The organism is Allobosea sp. AK1 (genome assembly GCF_006714945.1).
Taxonomy (GTDB): domain Bacteria; phylum Pseudomonadota; class Alphaproteobacteria; order Rhizobiales; family Beijerinckiaceae; genus Allobosea; species Allobosea robiniae.
In genome coordinates, this window is the sequence record NZ_VFMG01000001.1 from 325,017 (window position 1) to 345,494 (window position 20,478).

The window sequence follows — 20,478 nt, forward strand, 5'->3', positions numbered from 1 at the left end:
AAATCAGACCCCGAACACCCGGCGGTAGCGCTTCACGGCTTGCGGATCGCCGGAGACCTTCTCGGGATTGTCAGAGAGCTTCACCGCGGGCCTGCCGTTCGCCCTGGTGACCTTGCAGACCAGCGAGATCGGATCGAGCGCGCGCGAGCCATCCGGCGAGCAGCCGACGAGATCGTTGGTGAGGTCGGTGCCCCAGCCGAAGGCCATGCGGACCTTGCCGTCGAAATGATGGTAGACGCGCTCGATCGCCTCGACATCGAGCCCGTCGGAGAAGACCAGCATCTTGTCGCGCGGGTCGCGCCCGCGCTCGCGCCACCAGGCCATGATGGTCTCGCCGGCCGGAATCGGCGGGGCGCTGTCAGGGCGAAAGCCGGTCCAGTCGGCGACCCAGTCCGGCGCATGCCGCAGGAAGCTCTGCGAGCCGAAGGCGTCCGGCAGCGCGATCAGGAGGTTGCCGCCATAGACCTGGCGCCACTCGTCGAGCACGCGATAGGGCGCGCCCAGCAATTCCTCATCCGTTTCGGCCAGCGCCGCCAGCACCATCGGCAATTCATGGGCGTTGGTCCCGATCGCCTCGAGATCTGCATCCATCGCCAGCAGCACATTCGAGGTGCCGGTGAAGGCCGAGCCCAAGCCTTCCTTCAAGGCCTCGACGCACCAGCGCTGCCAGAGATGGCCATGGCGCCGGCGCGTGCCGAAATCGGAGAGCTTGAGGTTAGGCAGCTTCTGCAGCCGCTCGACCTTGTCCCACATCTTGGCCTTGGCGCGGGCATAGAGCACGTCCAGCGAGAAACGCTTCTGGCCGACCATCACGCGCCGGGCGCGCAGCTCGTTGATGATCGCCAGCGCCGGCACCTCCCACATCGTCGTGTGGGTCCAGGGCCCCTCGAAATGCAGTTCGTACTGACCGTCGACCTTGCGCAGATCGTATTCAGGCAACTGGAACTCGGCGAGCCAGCCCATGAACTCCGGCGAGAACATCTGGGTCTTGCCGTAGAAGCTGTTGCCGGACAGCCAGATCAGCTCGTTCTTGGTGAAGCGCAGCGAGCGGGCATGGTCGAGCTGCGCCCTGAGCTCGCCCTCGTCGACGATGTCGCCGAGCCGGATATGCTTGGAGCGGTTGATCAGCGAGAAGGTGACCTGCACCTCCGGGTGGAAAGCCCGGATCATCTGCAGCATCAGGAGCTTGTAGAAATCGGTATCGAGCAGGCTGCGGATGATCGGGTCGAGCCGCCAGCCGTGGTTGTAGGTCCGCGTCGCGATGTCGGTGAAGATCATATCGAAGTCCGGGCCGGCTCACGGCATAGGCTGTGGAACGGCGCAGGCGCCGGGCGAAGGAAGGCGCATCAGAACAGTGCCTTGAGCCCCGGCGCAAGCGCAGGCCACGCAGCCATGCCCAGCGACAGCACCATGAGGGCGGCGAGCAGTACACCGAGCAGCGGCAGCACCGCCCGGAAAACCGCCCCGGCCGGCACCCGCATGATGCCGCTGACGACATAGACGAGGATGCCGAGTGGCGGCGTCAGCCCATGGATCATCAGGTTGACGACCAGCACCACGCCGAACTGGATCGGATCGAGCCCCGCTGCCACCGCGACCGGCAGGAGCAGCGGCGCCAGCAGCAGGATCGCCGCGCCGATATCGAGGAAGAGCCCGGCGACCAGCAGCACGAGATTGGCGAGCAGCATCACCGCATAGGGACCGGCACCGAACGCGGTGACGAGCCCGGCCATCTGCTCGGAGACCCGGTCGACCGCGAGCAGGAAGGCGAAAGGCGCGGAAGCGCCGATCAGCAAGCCGATCGCCGCAGCCTCGGTCGCCGATTTCCGTAGGGCCGCCAGCACGCCATGCGCGTTCAGGCTGCGCAGCGCGAGGCAGGCGATCACGGCATAGGCGACAGCGAGCGCCGAGGCCTCCGTCACCGTCACCACGCCAAAGCGGATGCCGACGACCACGACGATGCCGAGCCCGATGGCGGGAATGGCGCCGATCAGCGCCCTGCCCCGCTCGGCCGCGCTGGCCTTCGGCGCGGCATCGACGACGCCACGAACGCTGAGATGGATGCCGATCGCGAGCGCCAGCGCCAAGACACCGCCGGCGACGAAACCGCCGACCAATAGCGAGCCGACCGAGAGATTGGTCGCGCTCGCCAGGATCAGGAAGGCGATCGAGGGCGGGATGATGTTGTCGAGCATCGAGACGCCCGCGACGATCGCCGCCGCATTGGCCGGCGGATAACCCCGCGCCACCAGCGTCGGCGCCATGACCTTCGCGCCGAAGGCGGCATTCGCAACCGAAGAGCCCGAGGCACCCGAGAACAGCACGCTCGCCACCAGCGCCGTCTGCGCCAGCCCCGCCCGCCAATGCCCGACCAGCGTCGCGGCGAAGCGGATCAGGCGCTCGGCCAGCCCGCCCGTGGTCAGCAATTCGCCCGCCAGCAGGAAGAAGGGAATCGCCAGCAGCAGGAACTTGCCGATGCCACCGACCAGGGTCTGCACGATCGCAGGCTCCGGCATCAGCCCGCCGAACGGCCCGGTCAGCGAGACGCCGGCCAGAAGCGCGAAAGGCAAGGGCGCACCGAGCAGGAGCCCCGCCCCCGCGACCAGCGCAGCGACCAGGCTCGGCGTCGGAAAGAGATCGAAGGAGAGCTGCGCTAGCCCGTAGAAACAGCCGCCGAGCCCGAGCCCCGCGACCGCTCCCGCCCAGCCTCGTTCGATCCCGGCACGCAGGAACAACGCCAGCATCGTCAGCCCGCCGCCGCAGGCGAAGACGGCGAAGCGCAGGGATTCCGGCAGGCCGAGCACGGTGGAATGCCCGCCGATGAGCGCGGCGACATTCGCCCCGCCGGCCGCCAGCACCAACGCACCATGAAAGGCGATCGCATCGGCGAGCACGGCGGCGAGCCTGCGCAGCAGCGCCGGCAACAGCCGCACGAGCACATCGAGCCGCATCGCCAGCGTTCCAGTGACCGCAAGCGGCGCGCCGACCGCGATCAGCGCCAGATGCAGCCAGATCGCGAGCTCGTCCGACCAGACGAAGCCGCCGCCGAACAGATAGCGCTGCAGGACGGCCGCCATGACCACGAGGAACAGCGCCGCCAGGATCGCGGCGCCGGCGAGTTCCAGTGCCGTGCGGAAGGTCGCCTCGACCCGTTCCGGGAGCGGCTTCCCGCGCGCTTGATCGTCCGACTGGCTCATCCTGCCGCTATGCCCTGCCCGGATGCCCTGTTCCGGCCTCGCGCCCGTCGCGTCAAGCCACTCGAATTGACATCATCCCTGAATTGACCGCAGGAGCGGGCTTGTGGCGCCGCCCCAGCCGGGATTGGATGGCGTCCCCGATCAGCCTTTCCAGCCTTCCAGAAGATGCGCATGGCTTCCGAAACGACCCCGCCCTTAGCCGGCTTCGGCACCGACCCCGCCACGCCTTACGACCTCGCCGTCATCGGTGGCGGCATCAATGGCTGCGGCATCGCCCGCGATGCGGCCGGGCGCGGTGCCTCCGTCGTGCTGTTCGAGAAGGACGATCTCGCCAGCGCCACCTCCTCGCGCTCGACCAAGCTGATCCATGGCGGGCTGCGCTATCTCGAGCATTACAAGTTCCGGCTGGTGCGCGAGGCCCTGATGGAGCGCGAGCGCCTCTGGGCCATCGCGCCGCATATCATCCGCCCGCTGCGCTTCGTGCTGCCGCATCACAAGGGCCTGCGCCCGGCCTGGCTGCTGCGGCTCGGCCTGTTCCTCTACGACCATATGGGCGGCCGCAAGCTCCTGCCCGCGACGCGCACGCTCGACCTCGCCCATGACGCGGTCGGCAAGCCGCTGAAGGACGACCAGGCCAAGGCCTTCGAATATTCCGATTGCTGGGTCGAGGACGCCCGCCTCGTCGTGCTGAACGCGATGGATGCCGCCGTGCGCGGCGCCGCGATCCACACCCGTACCCGCGTCACTGCGGCGCGGCGCGAGAACGGCCTCTGGCAGCTTGAGACGGACGGCCCCGAGGGCCGGCAGACGATCTGGGCGCGCACGCTCGTCAATGCCGCCGGCCCCTGGGTCGGCGAGGTCCTGAACGGCGTGATCCACACCAATGCCAGGGCCGGCGTCCGCATGGTGCAGGGCAGCCATATCGTCGTGCCCAGGCTCTACGAGCACGACCGCTGCTACATCTTCCAGAACGCGGACGGGCGCATCATCTTCGCCATCCCCTACGAACAGGATTTCACGCTGATCGGCACGACCGACCGCGACTATCACGGCGACCCCTCCGAGGTCGTCGCGACGCCGGACGAGATCGCCTATCTCTGCGCCGCGGCGAGCGAGTATTTCCGCCAGCCCGTCACGCCGGAATCGGTGGTCTGGACCTATTCGGGCGTGCGCCCGCTCTACGATGACGGCGCCTCCAAGGCGCAGGAAGCGACGCGCGACTATGTGCTGACGCTCGACGCGCCCGAAGGCGAAGCACCGCTGCTCTCCGTCTTCGGCGGCAAGATCACGACCTATCGCCGCCTCGCCGAGGCCGCGATCGCCAGGCTCGCGCCGCTCGCGCCCTGGGCGGCCCGCGCCGAATGGACGGTGACGGGCGCCCTGCCCGGCGGCGATTTCCCGGTCGGCGGTTTCGACAAGCTGGTCGGTGAGATCGCAGCCACCCATCCCTGGCTGGAACGCCGCAGCGCGACGCGGCTCGCCCGCGCCTACGGCACCCGCGCTCGCGACATCCTCGGCGACGCGAAGAGCCTCGCCGATCTCGGCCGGCACTTCGGCGCGGATCTCTACGAGCGCGAAGTCCGCTACCTGATGAAGGCGGAATGGGCGCGCCGGGCGCAGGACGTGCTCTGGCGCCGCGGCAAGCTCGGCCTGCGGCTGTCGAAAGCCGAGAGCGAGGCGCTCGACGATTTCATGCAGCAGGCGTGAGCGTCATCCCGAAGCGCAGCGGAGCGACGAGCCAGGAGCTGGCGAAAACCGATGTTCCGTCATGGTCGGGCTTGACCCGACCATCCACGTCTTCGCTGGTCGCAGGTCGTGTTCAAGACGTGGATGCTCGCCACAAGGGCGAGCATGACGGAGTGGCCATAGGAAACGTCAAGCCACCTGATACGCGAACTGCCCCTCCTCGACCGAGACCTTCGCCTCGGTCAACGGCTTCTTCTCCAGTTGCAGGTTGAGGATCGCGCGCGAGAGCGCCGGCAGCATCGAGTTGGTGATGATGTTGTCGATCATGCGCCCGCCCGAATCCGGATCGTTGCACTGCCCGACGATGTGCTCGACCACCGCATCGTCATAGACGAAGGCCGCCTTGTGGTTCTCGCTGAGCCGCTTGCCGATGCGCCCGAGCTGGAGCCGCACGATCCCGGCCAGCATGTCCGAGGACAGCGGGTAATAGGGGATGGTGACGAGCCGCCCGATCAGTGCCGGTGGAAAGACCTTGAGCAGCGCCGGACGCAGGCTCACCGCCATCGCCTCCGGATCGGGCTTGGCCGCGCCGTTCGCCGACATGCTCATGATCTCGTCGGTGCCGACATTCGAGGTCAGGATGATCAGCGTGTTCTTGAAGTCGATGCGCCGGCCGGTGCCGTCTTCCATCTGGCCCTTGTCGAACACCTGGAAGAACAGCTCGTGCACGTCGGGATGCGCCTTCTCGACCTCGTCGAGCAGCACCACCGAATAAGGCTTGCGCCTGACAGCCTCAGTCAGGCGCCCGCCCTCGCCATAGCCGACATAGCCGGGAGGCGCGCCCTTGAGCGTCGAGACGGTATGCGCCTCCTGGAACTCGCTCATGTTGATGGTGATGACGTTCTGTTCGCCGCCATAGAGCGATTCCGCCAGCGCCAGCGCCGTCTCGGTCTTGCCGACGCCCGAGGGGCCACAGAGCATGAACACGCCGATCGGCTTGTTGGGATTGTCGAGCCTGGCGCGGTTGGTCTCGATGCGCTTGGCGATCATGCCGATGCCGTGGCCCTGCCCGACGACGCGCTTGTTCAGCGTCTCCGCGAGGTTGAGCACGGTCTCGATCTCGTCCTTGACCATCCGGCCGACCGGGATGCCGGTCCAGTCCGAGACGACCGAGGCCACCGACTGCTCGTCGACATGGGCATAGATCATCCGGTTGGCCGGATCGACCTCGCTCAACGCCGCGAATTTGGCATTGAGCGCGGCGCGCGATTCCGCCGGATCGACGGCTGGCTCGGGTGCGGGAGCTTCGGCTTCGGCCGGCGCAGGCGCGACATTCTCGTTCGCCTCCGGCTGGGCGGCATCGGTCGTCTGCGGCGCCGCCTTCTCGCGGAGCTTGGTCCATAGCGCCTTGATCTCCTTGACGATGGCGAGTTCGCCCGTCCAGGCCCCTTCCAGCCCCGTCAGCTTCTCCCCCTTCTCCGCCATCTCCGCCTCGATCTCGCCGAGCCGCTTGGTCGCATCGGTGCCGAGATCGGCGTCTGCCGTCAGCGCCGCCTTCTCCTGCTCCAGCGAGGAGATCGCGACGCGCGCATCCTCGATCGCGGCCGGCGTTGCGTTCTGGCTGATGGCGACGCGGGCGCAGGCGGTATCGAGCAGGCTCACCGCCTTGTCGGGGAGCTGGCGGGCCGGGATGTAGCGCGAGGAGAGCGAGACCGCCGCAACGATGGCCGCGTCCGAGATGCGGACCTTGTGGTGCTTTTCCATCGGGCCGATCAGGCCGCGCAGCATCGTGCAGCAGCGCGCCACGTCGGGCTCGTCGACCTGCACCGGCTGGAAGCGCCGGGTCAGCGCCGGATCCTTCTCGAAATACTGGCGATATTCCGACCATGTCGTCGCGGCGATCGTGCGCAGCGTGCCGCGCGCCAGCGCCGGCTTCAGCAGGTTCGCAGCATCGCCCGTGCCGGCCTGCCCGCCGGCGCCGATCAGAGTATGCGCCTCGTCGATGAACAGGATCACCGGCGTCGGCGAGGACTGCACCTCGTCGATCACCGAGCGCAGCCGCTGCTCGAACTCGCCCTTCATCGAGGCGCCGGCCTGCATCAGGCCGATATCGAGCGCGCAGACGCGCACGCCCTTGAGCGGCGGCGGCACGTCGCCCGCCGCGACGCGCTGGGCGAAGCCCTCGGCGATGGCGGTCTTGCCGACACCGGCCTCGCCGGTGAGGATCGGGTTGTTCTGGCGCCGGCGCATCAGCACGTCGATGACCTGACGGATTTCGTCGTCGCGGCCGAGGATCGGGTCCATCGTGCCGGAACGGGCCTTGACGGTGAGATCCTGCGAGAAGCGGTCGAGCGCGGTCGTACCCTTCGCCCCCTCGGCCTGTTCGGCGCCAGGCGTGCCCGCCGCACGCAGGCCCGAGCCGTCCATCGGACGGAGGTTCTCCTCTTCCGATCTTTCCCAGATTTTGCCGTGACCTGCGGCCAGTTCCTCAACCGGGATCTTGGAGAATTCCTTGGAAAAGCCCGTCAGCACGCGGCGCAGTTCGGTCGATTTCAACGCCGCGACCAGCAGATGGCCGGTCCTGATCTGCGTCTCGCCGAAGAACAGCGTCGCGTAGTGCCAGCCACGTTCGAGGATATCGAAGATCTGGATGGCAATGCCGGGCATCTCCGTCTCGTTGCGGCGGAAGCCCCCGACTATGCCGCCGAGATCCATCAGCAACCTGGCGCGGTCGAGCTTGTAATGGTCCGCGGTCAGGGTCAGGTCGTTGCTGGTGCCCTGCAGGATCTGCAGCAGCCAATGCGCCAGCTCGACATTGCGGTTGCCGGCCCCCTTCGTCTGCCTGAACGCCTGGAGGAAGGTGTCGTAGCCGACCCGATTGAGCTTGCCCGTCATGGCTTCGAGGCTGATATCGGCCATGGTCGTCTCCTTCAATGTCCGGTGGAGGCAGTGCGGCTTCGTTTCAGGCGCAGGCTTTCGGCGGGATGGAAGCGGGCGTCGCGGCGCAGGGCGCCCTCCTCGACATCCCAGTTCGGTGCCATCCAGCTCGTCCAGCCGAGATGGCCGGACTGACCGAGCCGGACCGGCTTGACCTCGCCGACCGGCAAGGCGAGCTCGACATCCCATTCGAACTGCTCGCCGAGATGGAAGAACACCGCATCCGCCAGGGGCTCGCAGCGGTCGCCGTTCGGCAGGAAGCGCTCGAACTGTTCGAGGTCGGCAGCGATGATCTTGACCCGGAACTTGTCCTCGACGCTGTAGACGCTGCCGCCAAGCAGCGCGTCGCTGCCGAGCGAGCAATGCGAGCCGCCAAGCCGCGTCCGGTCGGCCGGGTCGAAGACCAGCCACATGCCCGTAAACTGCTCGATCTCGACTTGCGTCTTGAACAAGCCGGCCAGAAAGCGCCGCAGCCGCGAGGCCGATTTCGCATGCGCGCCGATCAGCCCGGCATGGGCGAGCTTTTCGGCATCGGGCACGCTGTCGCGCTTGAGATAGGGCTTGGAGCCCATCCCGATCATGCTGCCGATATAGGCGGCGAACCGGTCGAGATCGGGCCGGTCATGCTGGGCTATGGGGCGTGAATCGGCCCAGGCGCGATAGAAGAGCTGCAGGAAGCGGTGGTTGAAGATGTCGAGGAAGCGTGGGAAGGCGTCGTCGCGCACCAGCGTCCAGTGGTAGCTTTCCTCGGTCGTCGCCAGCGGCAACGGCCCCTGCGGTCCGAGCAGGCCGAGGAACTTGACGAAGAGCCGCAGCCGCCCCTGCCCATCGCGACCAGCCTCGGCCAGGCTCGATGCCGGGAAGTCGAGATAAGGCTGCTCGCCCAGCGCGACATACTCGTCGCGCCGCGAGGCGACGTCGCCCACGCGCGGCCGGTCGGGAAAGCTGCGCTCCAGCCGGCGCATCACCGCGTAGAAATCGAAGCGCCAGGGCTCGGCCTCGAGCTGCGCCTGGTAGTTTGGCGCCTTTTCCAGCGGGGTGGCGGCGTCCTCGCTCACAGGATGCGCCTCGCACCGGCGCGCGGCGGAAAGCGCATCACCTCGCCACGCTCGACGGTGCGGATCACCGTCTGGGTGAAATGGTTCATCGCCGCGTATTCCGCGAAGAAGCGGTCGAGCACCGCCCCCAACAGAAAGACGCCGGAGCCCTCGAACGCCTTCTCGTCGAGCAGCACCGTGATTTCGAGCCCGCGTGCCGCACCGGTCCCCGCCCGCTGCGGGAAACGGCGCACGACCGCGCGACTATCGACGCTCTTGATGCCGCGGATGCGCCGCTCGGTGGCGCTGTCGGCGAGATCGGCGAAGAGCGAGAGCAGTTCGCGCAGCGCCTCGCCGTTCTCCCCGGCTCCGCGCTGGACGAGGCCGAGATGGTTCAGGCTGATCAGGTTGACCAGCCGCCAGGTCACGACCCCGGTGCTCGCGGTCTCCGAGCGCAGCTTGAGCTGGGAAACGACCGGTTCGCGCGGCGGCGTCGGCCCGGCGAGGCAGGCGATGTCGAGCGAGACATTGTCGATCAGGCGGAAATCGGCGCCACCCTGACCGGTCGGCAAATGCTCGGTCAGATGCCGGTTGGAGCAGAGCGCGCGCACGCTGAGCTCCGCCACCGAAGCGGTGTCGGTGACGCCCGCCGGCTCGACCAGCGAGATGAACATCTCCGTGCCCGTATAATCGGAAGCCTTGCCCTGCCGGCGCTCGGCCGAGGAACGGCGCCGCGGCAGGCGCCGCTGCGTATAGTGCAGCCCTTGCGTCGGCGAGGCCCCTTCCGGCGAGGAATAAAGCGGGTGGACCGGCTGCTTCTCGCGCCCGCCGGCATAATGCGCATGGACCGAGAGGATGCTGTGCGGCTCATAGTCGAGCGCGCGGCTGCGGTCCGGCACGACATGGAATTCGTGCTGGTTCGTCCGTACCGGGATGCGATCCGTCGTCTTCTCGAACAGGTTGATCGCCGGCGCCGCATAGAGCGCGAACATCTCCTTGCGGACGGCACCCGGGAGCCGCGTATTGACCTCGTCGAAGACGAAGATCACGTCGACCGCCTTGGCCTGGAGCTTCGGCATGATGCGGCTGAGCCCCTCCAGCCGGAAGCCGAGGAATTTGCGCGGGAACCAGAACAATTCGCGCAACAGGTCAAAGCCGCGGAAGACACGGGTATCGGCCGGCAGCAGCGCCTCGTCCTCGTCGAAACCGATCTGTTCGAGCCGGCAGCCGTCGCCCGGCGTCACCACCGGATCGCCGAACGCATCAAGATGGCGGAAATGGATGCCGATGCAGTTCGAGAATAACTGCTCGTAAAGCGCGACGGCGTCACCCTCGGCCCCGAGCAGATGGAAGGGCAGATCGCGGGTGCGGCAACCGGCGAACCAGCTCGCCGGATTCTTCAGCGCCTGCGCCGCAGAAGGCTCCTGCTCGGGGTCAGCCATGACCCGATGGTTCAGGGAGATGCGCAGGCCCGATAGCGCCCGCGGCCCGGTGCGCAGGCCCAGCGCCTGCAGCGGCCCCGGCGCCGGAATGTATTCGGCCCCCGTGATCTCGAAGGGCCAGAGCGTGACGTCACCACCCAACCGGTAGCGGCAGGCGACCCGCCGCTCGCGCTCCAGATAGGTCGCGTCGATATAGGAACCGCGCGCGATCCGCATGCCCTCGCGAAGGGCCGGATCGGAATAGGTCGGCACCACGCCGGCCAGCAGCGCCGAGGGCGTCGGCGCGAGATAGTTCGGCAGAAGCTGCTCGATCAGGTTGTTGGTGAACTCGGGAAACTCGTGCCGGAGCTTGAGCTGGACGCGGGCGGCGAGAAAGGCCGCGCCCTCCAGCAGGCCGCCGACCATCGGGTCCATGCGCTCGCCGGCGAGCCCGCCAAGTCGCTCGGCAATGCCCGGATACTCCTCCGCGAACTCCTTGCTGTGCTCCATGAAGAGCCGGAGTTCCTGGTTGTAGAGATCGAGAAACTCCTGGTTCATCGCCTCACCACCTCACCGCCCCTTGATGGCGATCTTGCCGGTATCGAGCTCGAGATCGGCGACGAATTGGACCGGAATATTCAGCGGCTCGCAATTGAGATCGGCGCGCACGAGGAAGCGGATCTTGAGCTCGGCCGGGTCCAGCGTTTCGTCGCGCTCGACGGCGACCGAATTGCGGATCAGGCGCGGCTCGTAACCGACCAGCACATTGGCCAGATCGTCCCGGATGGCATCGACGCGATGCTCGTCGATCGACAGCCGCGTCATGTCCGGGAAGCCGTGGTTGAGCACGGAGCGGCGCACATGTTCCAGTTCGGAGAGATCGAGCGACGAGCCCAGATTGATGGTGTTGACCAGCGCGTCGAGATCCAGCGCGATCTCGCGGCGCAGCTTCTGTTCGGTGATCGCGGCGCGCGGCGCCGCGCGGCGCGGCGCAATCACGCGTTCGCCGCCCTCGTCCCGAAGGTCGAGCGCGGTCCTCGCATCCTTTTCAAGATGCGCCTCCCGGAATGCGAACATCAAAGGCGGCCGCAGCCGCTTCTTCGAGATCGGATCTGCCATGGCCTATCGCACCGTCGGCAAGGCACCGGCCCCGGCAAATGCCGGAGCCGGTGATCTTCAACTCACTTGGTGTGGGTCTTGATATCCCAGGTCATGGTGCTCGGCGCCTCGAGCGAACCATCGGCCTTCTGCGCCTTGTACTCGTATTTGATCTTGGCGTAGTTCAGCGAGAACTGGTCGGTCGGAATGCTGGAGCCGCCGGCGGCGTCGCCGGATTGGTAGCTCGACACGATCAGGTCCTCCAGCGTCAGCACGTAATAGTCCTGCTGCGTCTCGCCCTGCTTGCGGACGAAGAGCACCGCTTTCTTGATGTGCTTGCCGCCGGCGCAGGACAGCGCCAGGTTCGTCGAGGCCTTGCCGACCGAGCAGGTGAAGTGGATGTCCTGGAAGCTCGCCTTGCCGGCGCCGCCGCCGGCGTTGGACGCATGCGAGCCCGCATTGCTGATGCCCCAGGAGAATGAATCGACCTCGATCGTGTCCTTGTGCTTGGAATCCTTGCTTTCGCCCTTGATGCCGTCGATCTCGAGCAGGAAGTCGCTAGCCATTTTTACCTCCAGAGTAGGATTGCTGTGGGCTCGCGGATGCGGGCCCGCTGTGGACACACTTCTCCTGTCGCGCCGCCCTCAAGCGGTCGGCGCGTCGAAGATTCTCGTTGTCGCCGTCACCTGGTATTCAGGTGACGGTCACTGCTTGGGAGCTGGCAGTCGCGAGACCAGGCTCAGACCGATATCCATGCCTTCGAGCTGGAAGTGCGGCCGCAGATAGAACTTGGCCGAGTAGTAGCCGGGGTTCTCCTCGTCCTCGAAAACGTCGATGCGCGCATCGGAGAGCGGGCGCCGCGCCTTCGTTTCTTCGCTGGAATTGACCGGATCGCCATCGACATAGTCGGTGATCCACTCCTGCAGCCAGCGGCGCAGCGGCTCCTTTTCCTTGTAGGAGCCGATCTTGTCGCGAACCATGCACTTCAGGTAGTGCGCGAAGCGCGAGACTGCGAACATGTAGGGCAGCCGCGACGACAGGTTGTCCGACGCGGTGGCCGCCACGCCGTCCGGCCCCGAATAGGCCTTCGGCTTGTAGAGCGACTGGGCGCCGATGAAGGCGGCCTTGTCGGTGTTCTTGCGATGGATCAGCGGGATCAGGCCGGATTTCGCCAGCTCGGCCTCGCGCCGGTCGCTGATCGCGATCTCGGTCGGGCATTTCAGGTCGATGCCGCCGTCATCCGTCGGGAAGGTATGGGTCGGCAGGTTGAGCACCTCGCCGCCCGACTGGACGCCGCGGATGCGCGTGCACCAGCCATATTCCTTGAACGCGCGGTTGACGTTGACCGCCATCGCATAGGCCGCGTTCATCCAGGCGTAGTTCTCGCCCTTGTGCCCGTCGGTATCCTCCTCGAAGGCGAACTCCTCGACCGGCTCGGACTTGGCGCCATACGGCACCCGGGACAGCACCCGCGGCAGGCACAGGCCCACATAACGGGAATCGGCCGCGTCGCGCAGGCCCTTCCAGGCCGCGTAGTCGGGCGTGTCGAAGACCTTGCTGAGATCGCGCGGATTGGACAGCTCGGTCCAGGCATCCATGCCCATCAGGGTCGGCTCGGCCCCTGCGAAGAAAGGCGCATGCGCCGCCGCCGCCACCTTCGACAGATCGCGCAGGAGCTGCACGTCGGTCGGGACATGGCTGAAATGATAGTCGCCGACCAGGCAGCCGAAGGGCTGGCCGCCGAGCTGGCCGAATTCCTGCTCATAGACCTGCTTGAACAGGGGGCTCTGGTCCCAGCGCGCGCCGGGATAGGTCTTGAGATTGCGGTAGAGCTCGCCCTTCGAGACGTTCATCACCTTGATCTTCAACTGCGCGTCCGTCTCGGAATTGAAGACGAGGTAGTTGAGGCCGCGCCAGGCGCTTTCGATCTTCTGGAACTCCGGTGCGTGCAGCACCGCGTTCATCTGCTCGGTCAGCTTGGCGTCGAGCCGGGCGATCATCTCCTCGATCGTGTCGATGACGTCGCCCTTGATCAGGGTCTGGTCCGCCAGCGCCTGGTTGACCAGGGTCGCGACCGCATTCTCGACTTCGGTCGCCGCACGCTCGGTCTTGGGCTTGAAACTTTGTTTCAGGATCGCCGAGAAATCGTCGATCTCGCGCGTTTCGACTGCTGCCCCGCCGGGCTGTTGGGTTTGTGCTTCCGCTGCCATTGCCGCCTCGCTCGCTTAACCGCCTGCAGGCCCCCGATCCCACCTGATGCGGACGGGATCGCTTCACACCATCCGGAGCATCGCTCCTGTGAAAGAGCGGCTCCCGCTCCTTCGCGCAGCTCCCCGGGGGCTGAGCCCGCGCCCTGCCCTCAGTTCGCCGTCTTGTCTTCCGAAGGTTCGCCCTTGCCGAGCTGGTCCTTCAGCGCCGCCATCAGCTGGGGATCGGCCAACAGCGCCTTGATCTGGTCGCTGGCGGCCATCTTGCCGTCCATGTAGCGCAGCAGGTTGGCGAGCTGCTCGCGCGCCTCCAGCAGCTTCGCCGTCGCCGGGATCTGGCGGGCGATGGCGGCCGGGCTGAAATCCTCGAACTTCGAGAACTTCAACGCCACCGAGAGCTTCTCACTGCTGTCCTCGCCGAGCTTGTTGGACACGTTGAAGGACACGGCCGGCTCGATCGCGGCCATGCGCTGATCGAAATTATCCATGTCGAAGTCGAGGAACTTGCGCTGCGAGATCTCCGGCTTCTCGATCGCCGAGGCGTTGCCCGACAGATCGGCCATCACGCCCATGACGAAGGGCAGCTCGACCTTCTGCTCCGCATTGTAGGGGTCCTCGTAGGTGATATGCACCCGAGGCGGCCTGTTGCGGCGGATGAACTTCTGTCCAGAATCTCCGGCCATGTGACGTGCCCCTCTGCATTCGTGCCACGCCGACGTAACGTGACATCCTATCCGTTTTCACCCGTCATCGATATAGTCTCGCGACTGTGACGGGAGGTTCAAGGCAATGACGAAAAACTTCCCTAGCTGTCAGCCTCCGGAACCGGCACGACATCTGGCAGGATGCTGCCGAGAAGCGACATGAAATCATGCTGCGCCAGAGCACAGGCCTTGTCCATCAGGAGCGGCGTCGGGTGCGAGGGCTCGACCTGGCGGTAGAAGGCGGCGACCGCCTTCATCGCGCCGACCGCATCCGCGCGGCTGCCGATCACGATCGCGGATGGCACCGGGTTCGGCGCGGCAACGGCCTCGGCCGCCTCGGTCGCGCTCTCCCCGTCGCCACCTGCCTCGGAAGCATCTTCACCGGCTTCGGCATCGCTGTCGTAGCCGTCCCCCGCTTCGTATTCGCTCTCCGCTTCGGTGCCGTCCGGCACCGGCAGGCGCTCCAGCGGCAACCGGAACCGGCGCTGGTCGCCGATCTCGAAGACCGCCTTGTCGACCTGGTCGGGGAACATGATCTGGATGACCTCGATCAACGACTTTCCGATCAGCTGCTGCGCCTGCCCGATCAGCAGGACGGCCGGGCTCGAAGGCTCGGTTCTGCGAAAGTAGCCGAGGCAGGCTCCCAGCGTATCCTCCACATGAAGGATGCTCGAAACGCTGCCAGGACCGAAGGTTGCGGTGTTTGCTGCCGACCCTTGCGGGCCGGCCGCCACGGGCTCCGGCCCCGACGCCTGATGGCCCGGGACACGCCGTACGACCGCGGCGTCGAGAAAGGCGGCGATCTGGTCCAGCAGCGTCGCCAGGCGCGGAAAGCCGAGGGGATGATCGACACCGACCTTCTCCAGCCAGATCGTCCGCAGGCGCGTGAGCGCGTCGCGCCCGGCATTCACCTGGCCGAGAATCGCGACGAGTTCGTCCGCTTCGACCTCGCCCAGCACCGCCTGGATCGTTCCAGCATCGGGATGCTGCTCGCCGTCGACGAGCTTCGTCTCGCCGCTCGCGACGAGCTGGCTGCGGAACATGAACGGTCCGATCCGCCGGCTGACGAAGAGCGGCGCGTGCTGCAGCGGCAGCACCACCGTCGCCAGTTCGTCGAGCCCCTGCAGGGCGACCTCGCGCATCACGAAGTCGCCGTCCAGCGCCCTGGGATGCACCTCCTCCCAGTAGCTGCCGAGGAGATCGGCCATGGCTGACAGGCTGGCGGTGAATCCCGGCACGTCGCGGTTGAGGATCGTAAGCTTGGCCGCGAGCACGAGGATCCTGAGGTCGCGCGAACGCTCCAGCAGCTTGCCGAGCTCGGCAAAGGCCGGCGGAAACTCGATGTTCGCCCGATCGAAGGCGATCTGGCGCCCGTCGTCGTCACGGCGGAAATACGAGACCGGCAGCGCGACCTCGAGCCGCGCCGTGGCGTTCATGAAATCGGGATCGTCCTCGAGATCCGGGCCGCAGGGCTCGTCAGCCGAAACCGGTTTCGTCAGGTCGGCGAAATTCAGGCCCGCCATCGCTTTCCCCGCTCACAGGAGCGGCGGCCCGGTCACGGCCGGGATCGCCGCGGCCGTTCCGTATCGTGTTTTATTCGCCGCGCAGGCGGGTCTCGACCCGGCGGTTGTCGCCGGACAAGGGATCGGCCGCGATAGGCTTGCTCTGCCCGTAGCCCTTGGCCACCAGCTTGGCGGCATTCACCCCGTGCCCGCCGAGATAACGGACGACGGCCTGCGCCCGGCGCTGCGACAGGTTGAGATTGTAGGAGGCACTGCCGGCGGCGTCGGTATGCCCCTCGACCATGAAGGTCCGCTGCGAGAGCTGCGGCGTCTTCAGCGCCTTGGCGAACTCGTCGAGATTAAGCTTGGCCTCGGGCTCCAGCTCGTCGGAATTGTATTTGAACTTCACGACGAGATCGAAGGCGCTGACCGGCCTGGCCGGCTCGACCACCTGCCCGGCCCTGGCGCATTCGGCTTCCGTGCCGACGCACAGCCCCCGCGAGATGCCGGGCTTGGGCGCGATGCCCGGCCCGAAATGCTTGACGATGTCATCGGCCTTGTAGGTCTGCGCCCCGGCCCCGTTCGCCATGGACAGAACCATAGCGCCGGTCAGAGCGACAAAGGCAGTGAAGCCGGGCTGCTTGCGCATGGGAACACTCCCGCTGAGTTTCGCCGTCTGGCAGATAAGGACTTAGGGATGGAAGGATGACTCCAGAAATCACCTACGTCAAGATAAAAATAAAAGCGCGAATCGAAAGGTTCAGTTGATGTCTTCTGCTCTTGGGCAAGATCAAAGAACTGCGTCTTTCTCAACGCCGACGGGAAAAGACGAATTTACACTTATCAAGTTCGAAGCCAGCGAGGCTTTGAGCGAATTGTTCACTTATAATATCGAAACAGTCAGCAAGACCGACAACGCTGACCTGCAAAGCATCATGAGCGAGAAATGCTCGATCAAATTCACGCTCAAGAACAAGAGCGAGCGTGTGCTGAACGGCACGCTGGTCGATGCGCAATGGCTCGGCAAGCAGGATGATCTCTACATCTACCGCTTCACGCTCAAGCCGTGGCTCTGGCTGCTCTCGCAGCGGGCGGATTGCCGGATCTTCAAGAACAAGACCGCCCTCGACATCATCAAGGAGATTTTCAAGAAGGAAGGCTCAGCGAGCTTCGACGACCGCACCAGCGAGACGCTCCAGCCGATTGACTACTGCGTCCAGTATCGCGAGACCGACCTCGATTTCGTGCTGCGACTGATGGAGCAGTACGGCATCTACTACTATTTCAAGCACAGCGACGGCGACCACAAGCTGGTCCTCTGCGATTCCCGCTCCGCCCATGACCAGGTCCAGGCGGCGGCCGAGCCGAGCTTCCAGGGCGATGCTTCCGGCTACGCCTTCGTTCCGCAGGGCAGCCGCTTCCCGCGCAGCGCCGTCGAGCATCTGACGAGCTGGTCGACGATCCGTCGCCTGCGCACCGGCAAGTTCGAGCTCAAGGACTATGATTTCGAGAAATCCGAATCCGATCTCACCGCCCGTGCCGAGGAGGGATTCCCCAAGGCCAAGTCCTATGAGGCCTACGACTACCCGGCCGCCTATACCAAGCGTGACCAGGGCGAGCATTTCGCCCGCGTGATGGCGCAGGCCGAGCAGGCGCAGGACGAACGCCGCTATGCCGCCGGCGATGCCGCCAGCCTCTATCCCGGCGCGCTGATGAAGCTCTCCGACCACCCCACCGGCGCCGAGAACAGCGAATATGTCGTGGTCCGCGCGACCCATGCCTTCGGCATCCAGAGCTATCGCTCGTCGGGGCGCCGGGACGAGGCGCTCTATCACGGCTCCTACGAGCTCCAGAAAAGCGACAAGCGCTTCCGCGCGCCGATCGTGACGCCCCGCCCCACCGTCTACGGGCCGCACACCGCCAAGGTCGTCGGTGAGAAGAACAAGGGCGAGGAAGGCGATATCGACGTCGACGAATACGGCCGCATCTGGCTGCGCTTCCATTGGGACCGAGAGGATAGCTCGACCTCCTGCCGCACCCGCGTGGCGCAGATGTGGGCCGGCAAGGGCTGGGGCGGCCAGGTCATCCCGCGCATCGGCCAGGAGGTGATCGTCGAATATATCGAGGGCAATCCGGACCTGCCGCTGGTCGTCGGCGCCGTCGTCAACGACCAGCACAAGCCGCCCTATGAACTGCCGGCGAACAAGACGCAGTCCGGCCTCAAGTCGGAGTCGACCGATGGAGCCGGCTTTTCCGACACCTATAACGAGATCAAGTTCGAGGACCGCAAGGATCAGGAGGTCCTGGAGATCAGGACCGAGAAGGACCACAAGATCACGGTCAACAACATCGAGACCCGTGATATCGGCGAGCGCTACGACGGCGGCGGCTATTCGCGCGAGACCACGCTCAAGAAGGGCGACGACAAGCTCGACGTCCAGAACGGCAAGCTCGACATCGAAGCGCTGACGGAGATCAATCTGAAGGTCGGCGGAAGCACGATCAAGATGACGCCCGGCAGCATCGAGATCAAATCGCCGACCATCACGATCCATAGCCAGGCGCTGACCGAGGTGAAGAGCGACGGCATGCTCGTCGTCAAGGCACCGATGGTGAACATCAACTGAGCGGAATACCGATAACGACAAAACGGCCGGAGCTTCCATGTCACGCCTGCGCTTCAGCACCGCCCGCGAAGTGTTCGAGACCTATCCGTCCGCCCATCAGGCCGTGACGATGGCGCCGACCACCGAGCCACCGCTGGCTTTCCTCGGCCGCCTCGTCAGGGGGCCGGCGCCGATGGAGGCGGCCGGCTTCTGCGCCTTCCTGCTGCCGCGGCGCGAGACGGTGTGGTGGGCCGTGCAGGCCGTCCGTTCCATGCAGCCGCCCGGCACGCAGGACCCCGGCCTCGCGGCGGCCGAAGCCTGGGTGCGCGAGCCCGGCGACAAGACACGTTTCGAGGCATTGCGGCAGGCGCAAGCCGGCGACAGCGCAAGGCCGGGCACCTTCGCCGCCTGGGCGGCCGGCTATTCCGGCGGCAGCATGTCGGAAAGCCACCCTATCCCGACGCCGCCCGACCTGACGGCCAAGATGGCGCGGATCGCGGTGCTCAACGCGATCAACCGCCTGCCGGCGCGCGAGCGCGACGGTGCATTGCGCGCCTGCGTCGAAGCATGCATTCGTTTGGCTGAAGACGATGCCGGCAAGCGCTGATCCTTCCGCTCGGGCTGTAACGGGACGTCCGCGATGGCGCTGACACTGACGATCGAGAACGAGACCTCGCTGCCCGATGGCGGCCCGCTCAGCGTGACCACCAGCGGCGGACGCGGCCTCGATATCGGCCGCGACCAGCATCTCGACTGGGCCCTGCCCGATCCCTCGCGCGCCGTCTCCGGCCGCCATTGCGAGATCCGCTTCCGCGACGGCGGCTGGTGGCTGCGCGACATCTCGACCAACGGCACCTTCGTCAATGGCGGCGAGCATCGCGTCCAGTCGCCCTACCGGCTCCAGAACGGCGACCGGCTCGAGATCGGCCATTACCTGATCGCCGTCGTCATCGACGAGGAGGCCGGACAGGCCTCGGAAACGGCTGCCCCACCGCCACCTTATGCCGCGCAGCCCGACTTGCTCTGGGCACCGAGCGAGGAAGCCGCCCCGCCGATTCCGCGCCGCGACCTGATGCCGCCGAGCCATGCCAGGCCGGTCCATGCCGGTTTCATCGACTGGGCAACCGACATCCCGGCCCCGAGCGCCGAACGGTCAGCGCCGCCTCCGCAGGATTGGGCGCCGCCCGCCGCGCGGACCGACGATTTCGCCTGGGCGCCGCTCCAGCCGCCACCCGCACCGGCGCAGGAGCCCGTGGTGGCGATGCCGACCCCGCGCCGGCCTCCGGCAAGCAGCGCTGCGGACGCCAACCCCTGGGACGAGCCTACCGAGGATCCGGTTCCGCCCGAGACCCCGGCCGAGCCGCCTCCGGTGCCCGCCATCCCGCCTCCCCCCGCCCCGGCCTTCCCGGCCGAGCCCGCGGCGCAGCCGGGCGCAGCCGCACCGATCTCGATGGGCGAGTTCATGCAGCGCTTCGCGAAGGGTGCCGGCGTCTCGCCGCAGGCGCTGGCGACGCAGGACCCCGGCGCCTTCGCCGAGCAGCTCGGCGGCCTGATGCGTCTGATCGCCGAGGAGCTGAAGGGCCTGCTCGCCGCCCGTGCCGAGACCAAGCGCATCGCCCGCAGCACCAGCCAGACGATGATCCAGGCACAGGACAACAACCCGCTGAAATTCTCGCCGACGGTCGACGACGCCCTGCAACTGATCTTCGGCCAGCCGCGCAGCGGCTATCTCGATGCCAGGCGCGCCTTCGACGAGAGTTTTCGCGACCTCAAGGCTCACCAGATCAAGACCTACTCGGCCATGCAGCACGCGCTGAAAATGCTGGTCGAGGATCTCGACCCGCAGGCGATCACCGAGGCCACGGCGCAGGATGGCGGCATCGGCGGGCTGATCGGCTCGCGCAAGGCGAAGATGTGGGAGGCCTATGTCGCGCGTTGGGACGCCAAGACCGCTCCTTATGAGAACGGTCTCGTCGACGCCTTCATGATCTATTTCGCCGAGTGCTACGACCGCGGCGGGAAGTGACGAGCCCCGCCGTCATGCTCGCCCTCGTGGCGAGCATCCACGTCTTGAACACGAGCT

The 20,478-nt window shown here is 66.5% G+C and carries 15 protein-coding genes; 4 read left to right on the forward strand and 11 right to left on the reverse strand.

Annotated features, from left to right (window positions below; all coding sequences use genetic code 11):
* Positions 1–3 precede the first annotated feature (3 nt).
* A complete protein-coding gene (pncB, locus tag FHT98_RS01690; protein WP_113586707.1) occupies positions 4–1,278 on the reverse strand; it encodes a nicotinate phosphoribosyltransferase in 1,275 nt (424 codons plus the stop codon).
* 68 nt (positions 1,279–1,346) lie between these two features.
* Positions 1,347–3,197 carry a TRAP transporter large permease subunit gene (locus FHT98_RS01695; RefSeq protein ID WP_142111967.1) on the reverse strand — a complete coding sequence of 617 codons (1,851 nt, stop codon included), beginning with the start codon at positions 3,195–3,197 and terminating at the stop codon, positions 1,347–1,349.
* 171 nt (positions 3,198–3,368) lie between these two features.
* Between FHT98_RS01695 and glpD the strand changes: the two genes are divergently transcribed.
* A complete protein-coding gene (gene glpD, locus FHT98_RS01700; RefSeq protein WP_142111969.1) occupies positions 3,369–4,904 on the forward strand; it encodes a glycerol-3-phosphate dehydrogenase in 1,536 nt (511 codons plus the stop codon).
* A 168-nt stretch (positions 4,905–5,072) separates the two neighbouring features.
* On the opposite strand, the gene tssH is transcribed toward glpD, so the two are convergent.
* From tssH to FHT98_RS01745, 9 genes are all read right to left on the reverse strand, one after another.
* Positions 5,073–7,802 (reverse strand): type VI secretion system ATPase TssH, encoded by a 2,730-nt coding sequence (gene tssH / locus FHT98_RS01705; RefSeq protein WP_142111971.1) that lies wholly within the window; start codon positions 7,800–7,802, stop codon positions 5,073–5,075.
* A gap of 11 nt (positions 7,803–7,813) precedes the next feature.
* On the reverse strand, positions 7,814–8,878 hold the full coding sequence (gene tssG, locus FHT98_RS01710) for a type VI secretion system baseplate subunit TssG (protein WP_465246901.1): 1,065 nt from the start codon (positions 8,876–8,878) through the stop codon (positions 7,814–7,816).
* Entirely contained in the window at positions 8,875–10,836 is a 1,962-nt protein-coding gene (gene tssF / locus FHT98_RS01715) for a type VI secretion system baseplate subunit TssF (protein ID WP_142111973.1), read from the reverse strand. Before tssF ends, tssG begins: the two co-directional genes overlap by 4 nt.
* 12 nt (positions 10,837–10,848) lie before the next feature.
* Positions 10,849–11,397, reverse strand: a complete 549-nt coding sequence (locus FHT98_RS01720; protein WP_248309124.1) for a type VI secretion system baseplate subunit TssE — start codon at positions 11,395–11,397, stop codon at positions 10,849–10,851.
* 62 nt (positions 11,398–11,459) lie between these two features.
* Positions 11,460–11,942, reverse strand: a complete 483-nt coding sequence (locus tag FHT98_RS01725; protein WP_061967219.1) for an Hcp family type VI secretion system effector — start codon at positions 11,940–11,942, stop codon at positions 11,460–11,462.
* 138 nt (positions 11,943–12,080) lie between these two features.
* Positions 12,081–13,586 carry a type VI secretion system contractile sheath large subunit gene (gene tssC, locus FHT98_RS01730; protein WP_061967218.1) on the reverse strand — a complete coding sequence of 502 codons (1,506 nt, stop codon included), beginning with the start codon at positions 13,584–13,586 and terminating at the stop codon, positions 12,081–12,083.
* Positions 13,587–13,735: 149 nt separating this feature from the next.
* Positions 13,736–14,266: a type VI secretion system contractile sheath small subunit gene (gene tssB / locus FHT98_RS01735; protein WP_082617389.1), complete on the reverse strand. Its 531-nt coding sequence runs from the start codon at positions 14,264–14,266 to the stop codon at positions 13,736–13,738.
* A gap of 122 nt (positions 14,267–14,388) precedes the next feature.
* A complete protein-coding gene (locus FHT98_RS01740; protein WP_142111975.1) occupies positions 14,389–15,810 on the reverse strand; it encodes a type VI secretion system protein TssA in 1,422 nt (473 codons plus the stop codon).
* 70 nt (positions 15,811–15,880) lie between these two features.
* On the reverse strand, positions 15,881–16,438 hold the full coding sequence (locus tag FHT98_RS01745) for an OmpA family protein (RefSeq protein ID WP_061967214.1): 558 nt from the start codon (positions 16,436–16,438) through the stop codon (positions 15,881–15,883).
* Between the two features lie 118 nt (positions 16,439–16,556).
* Here FHT98_RS01745 and FHT98_RS01750 point away from each other — a divergent pair, with 118 nt between their 5' ends.
* The 3 genes from FHT98_RS01750 to tagH are packed head-to-tail and all read left to right on the forward strand — an operon-like array spanning position 16,557 to position 20,421.
* Positions 16,557–18,416, forward strand: coding sequence for a type VI secretion system Vgr family protein (locus tag FHT98_RS01750; protein WP_142111977.1), 1,860 nt, complete (start codon positions 16,557–16,559; stop codon positions 18,414–18,416).
* Positions 18,417–18,453: 37 nt separating this feature from the next.
* The gene (locus tag FHT98_RS01755; RefSeq protein ID WP_091861336.1) at positions 18,454–19,002 is read left to right on the forward strand and encodes a DUF6931 family protein; all 549 of its coding nucleotides are present in this window, start codon (positions 18,454–18,456) and stop codon (positions 19,000–19,002) included.
* 33 nt (positions 19,003–19,035) lie between these two features.
* Positions 19,036–20,421 (forward strand): type VI secretion system-associated FHA domain protein TagH, encoded by a 1,386-nt coding sequence (tagH, locus tag FHT98_RS01760; protein ID WP_142111980.1) that lies wholly within the window; start codon positions 19,036–19,038, stop codon positions 20,419–20,421.
* Positions 20,422–20,478 lie beyond the last annotated feature (57 nt).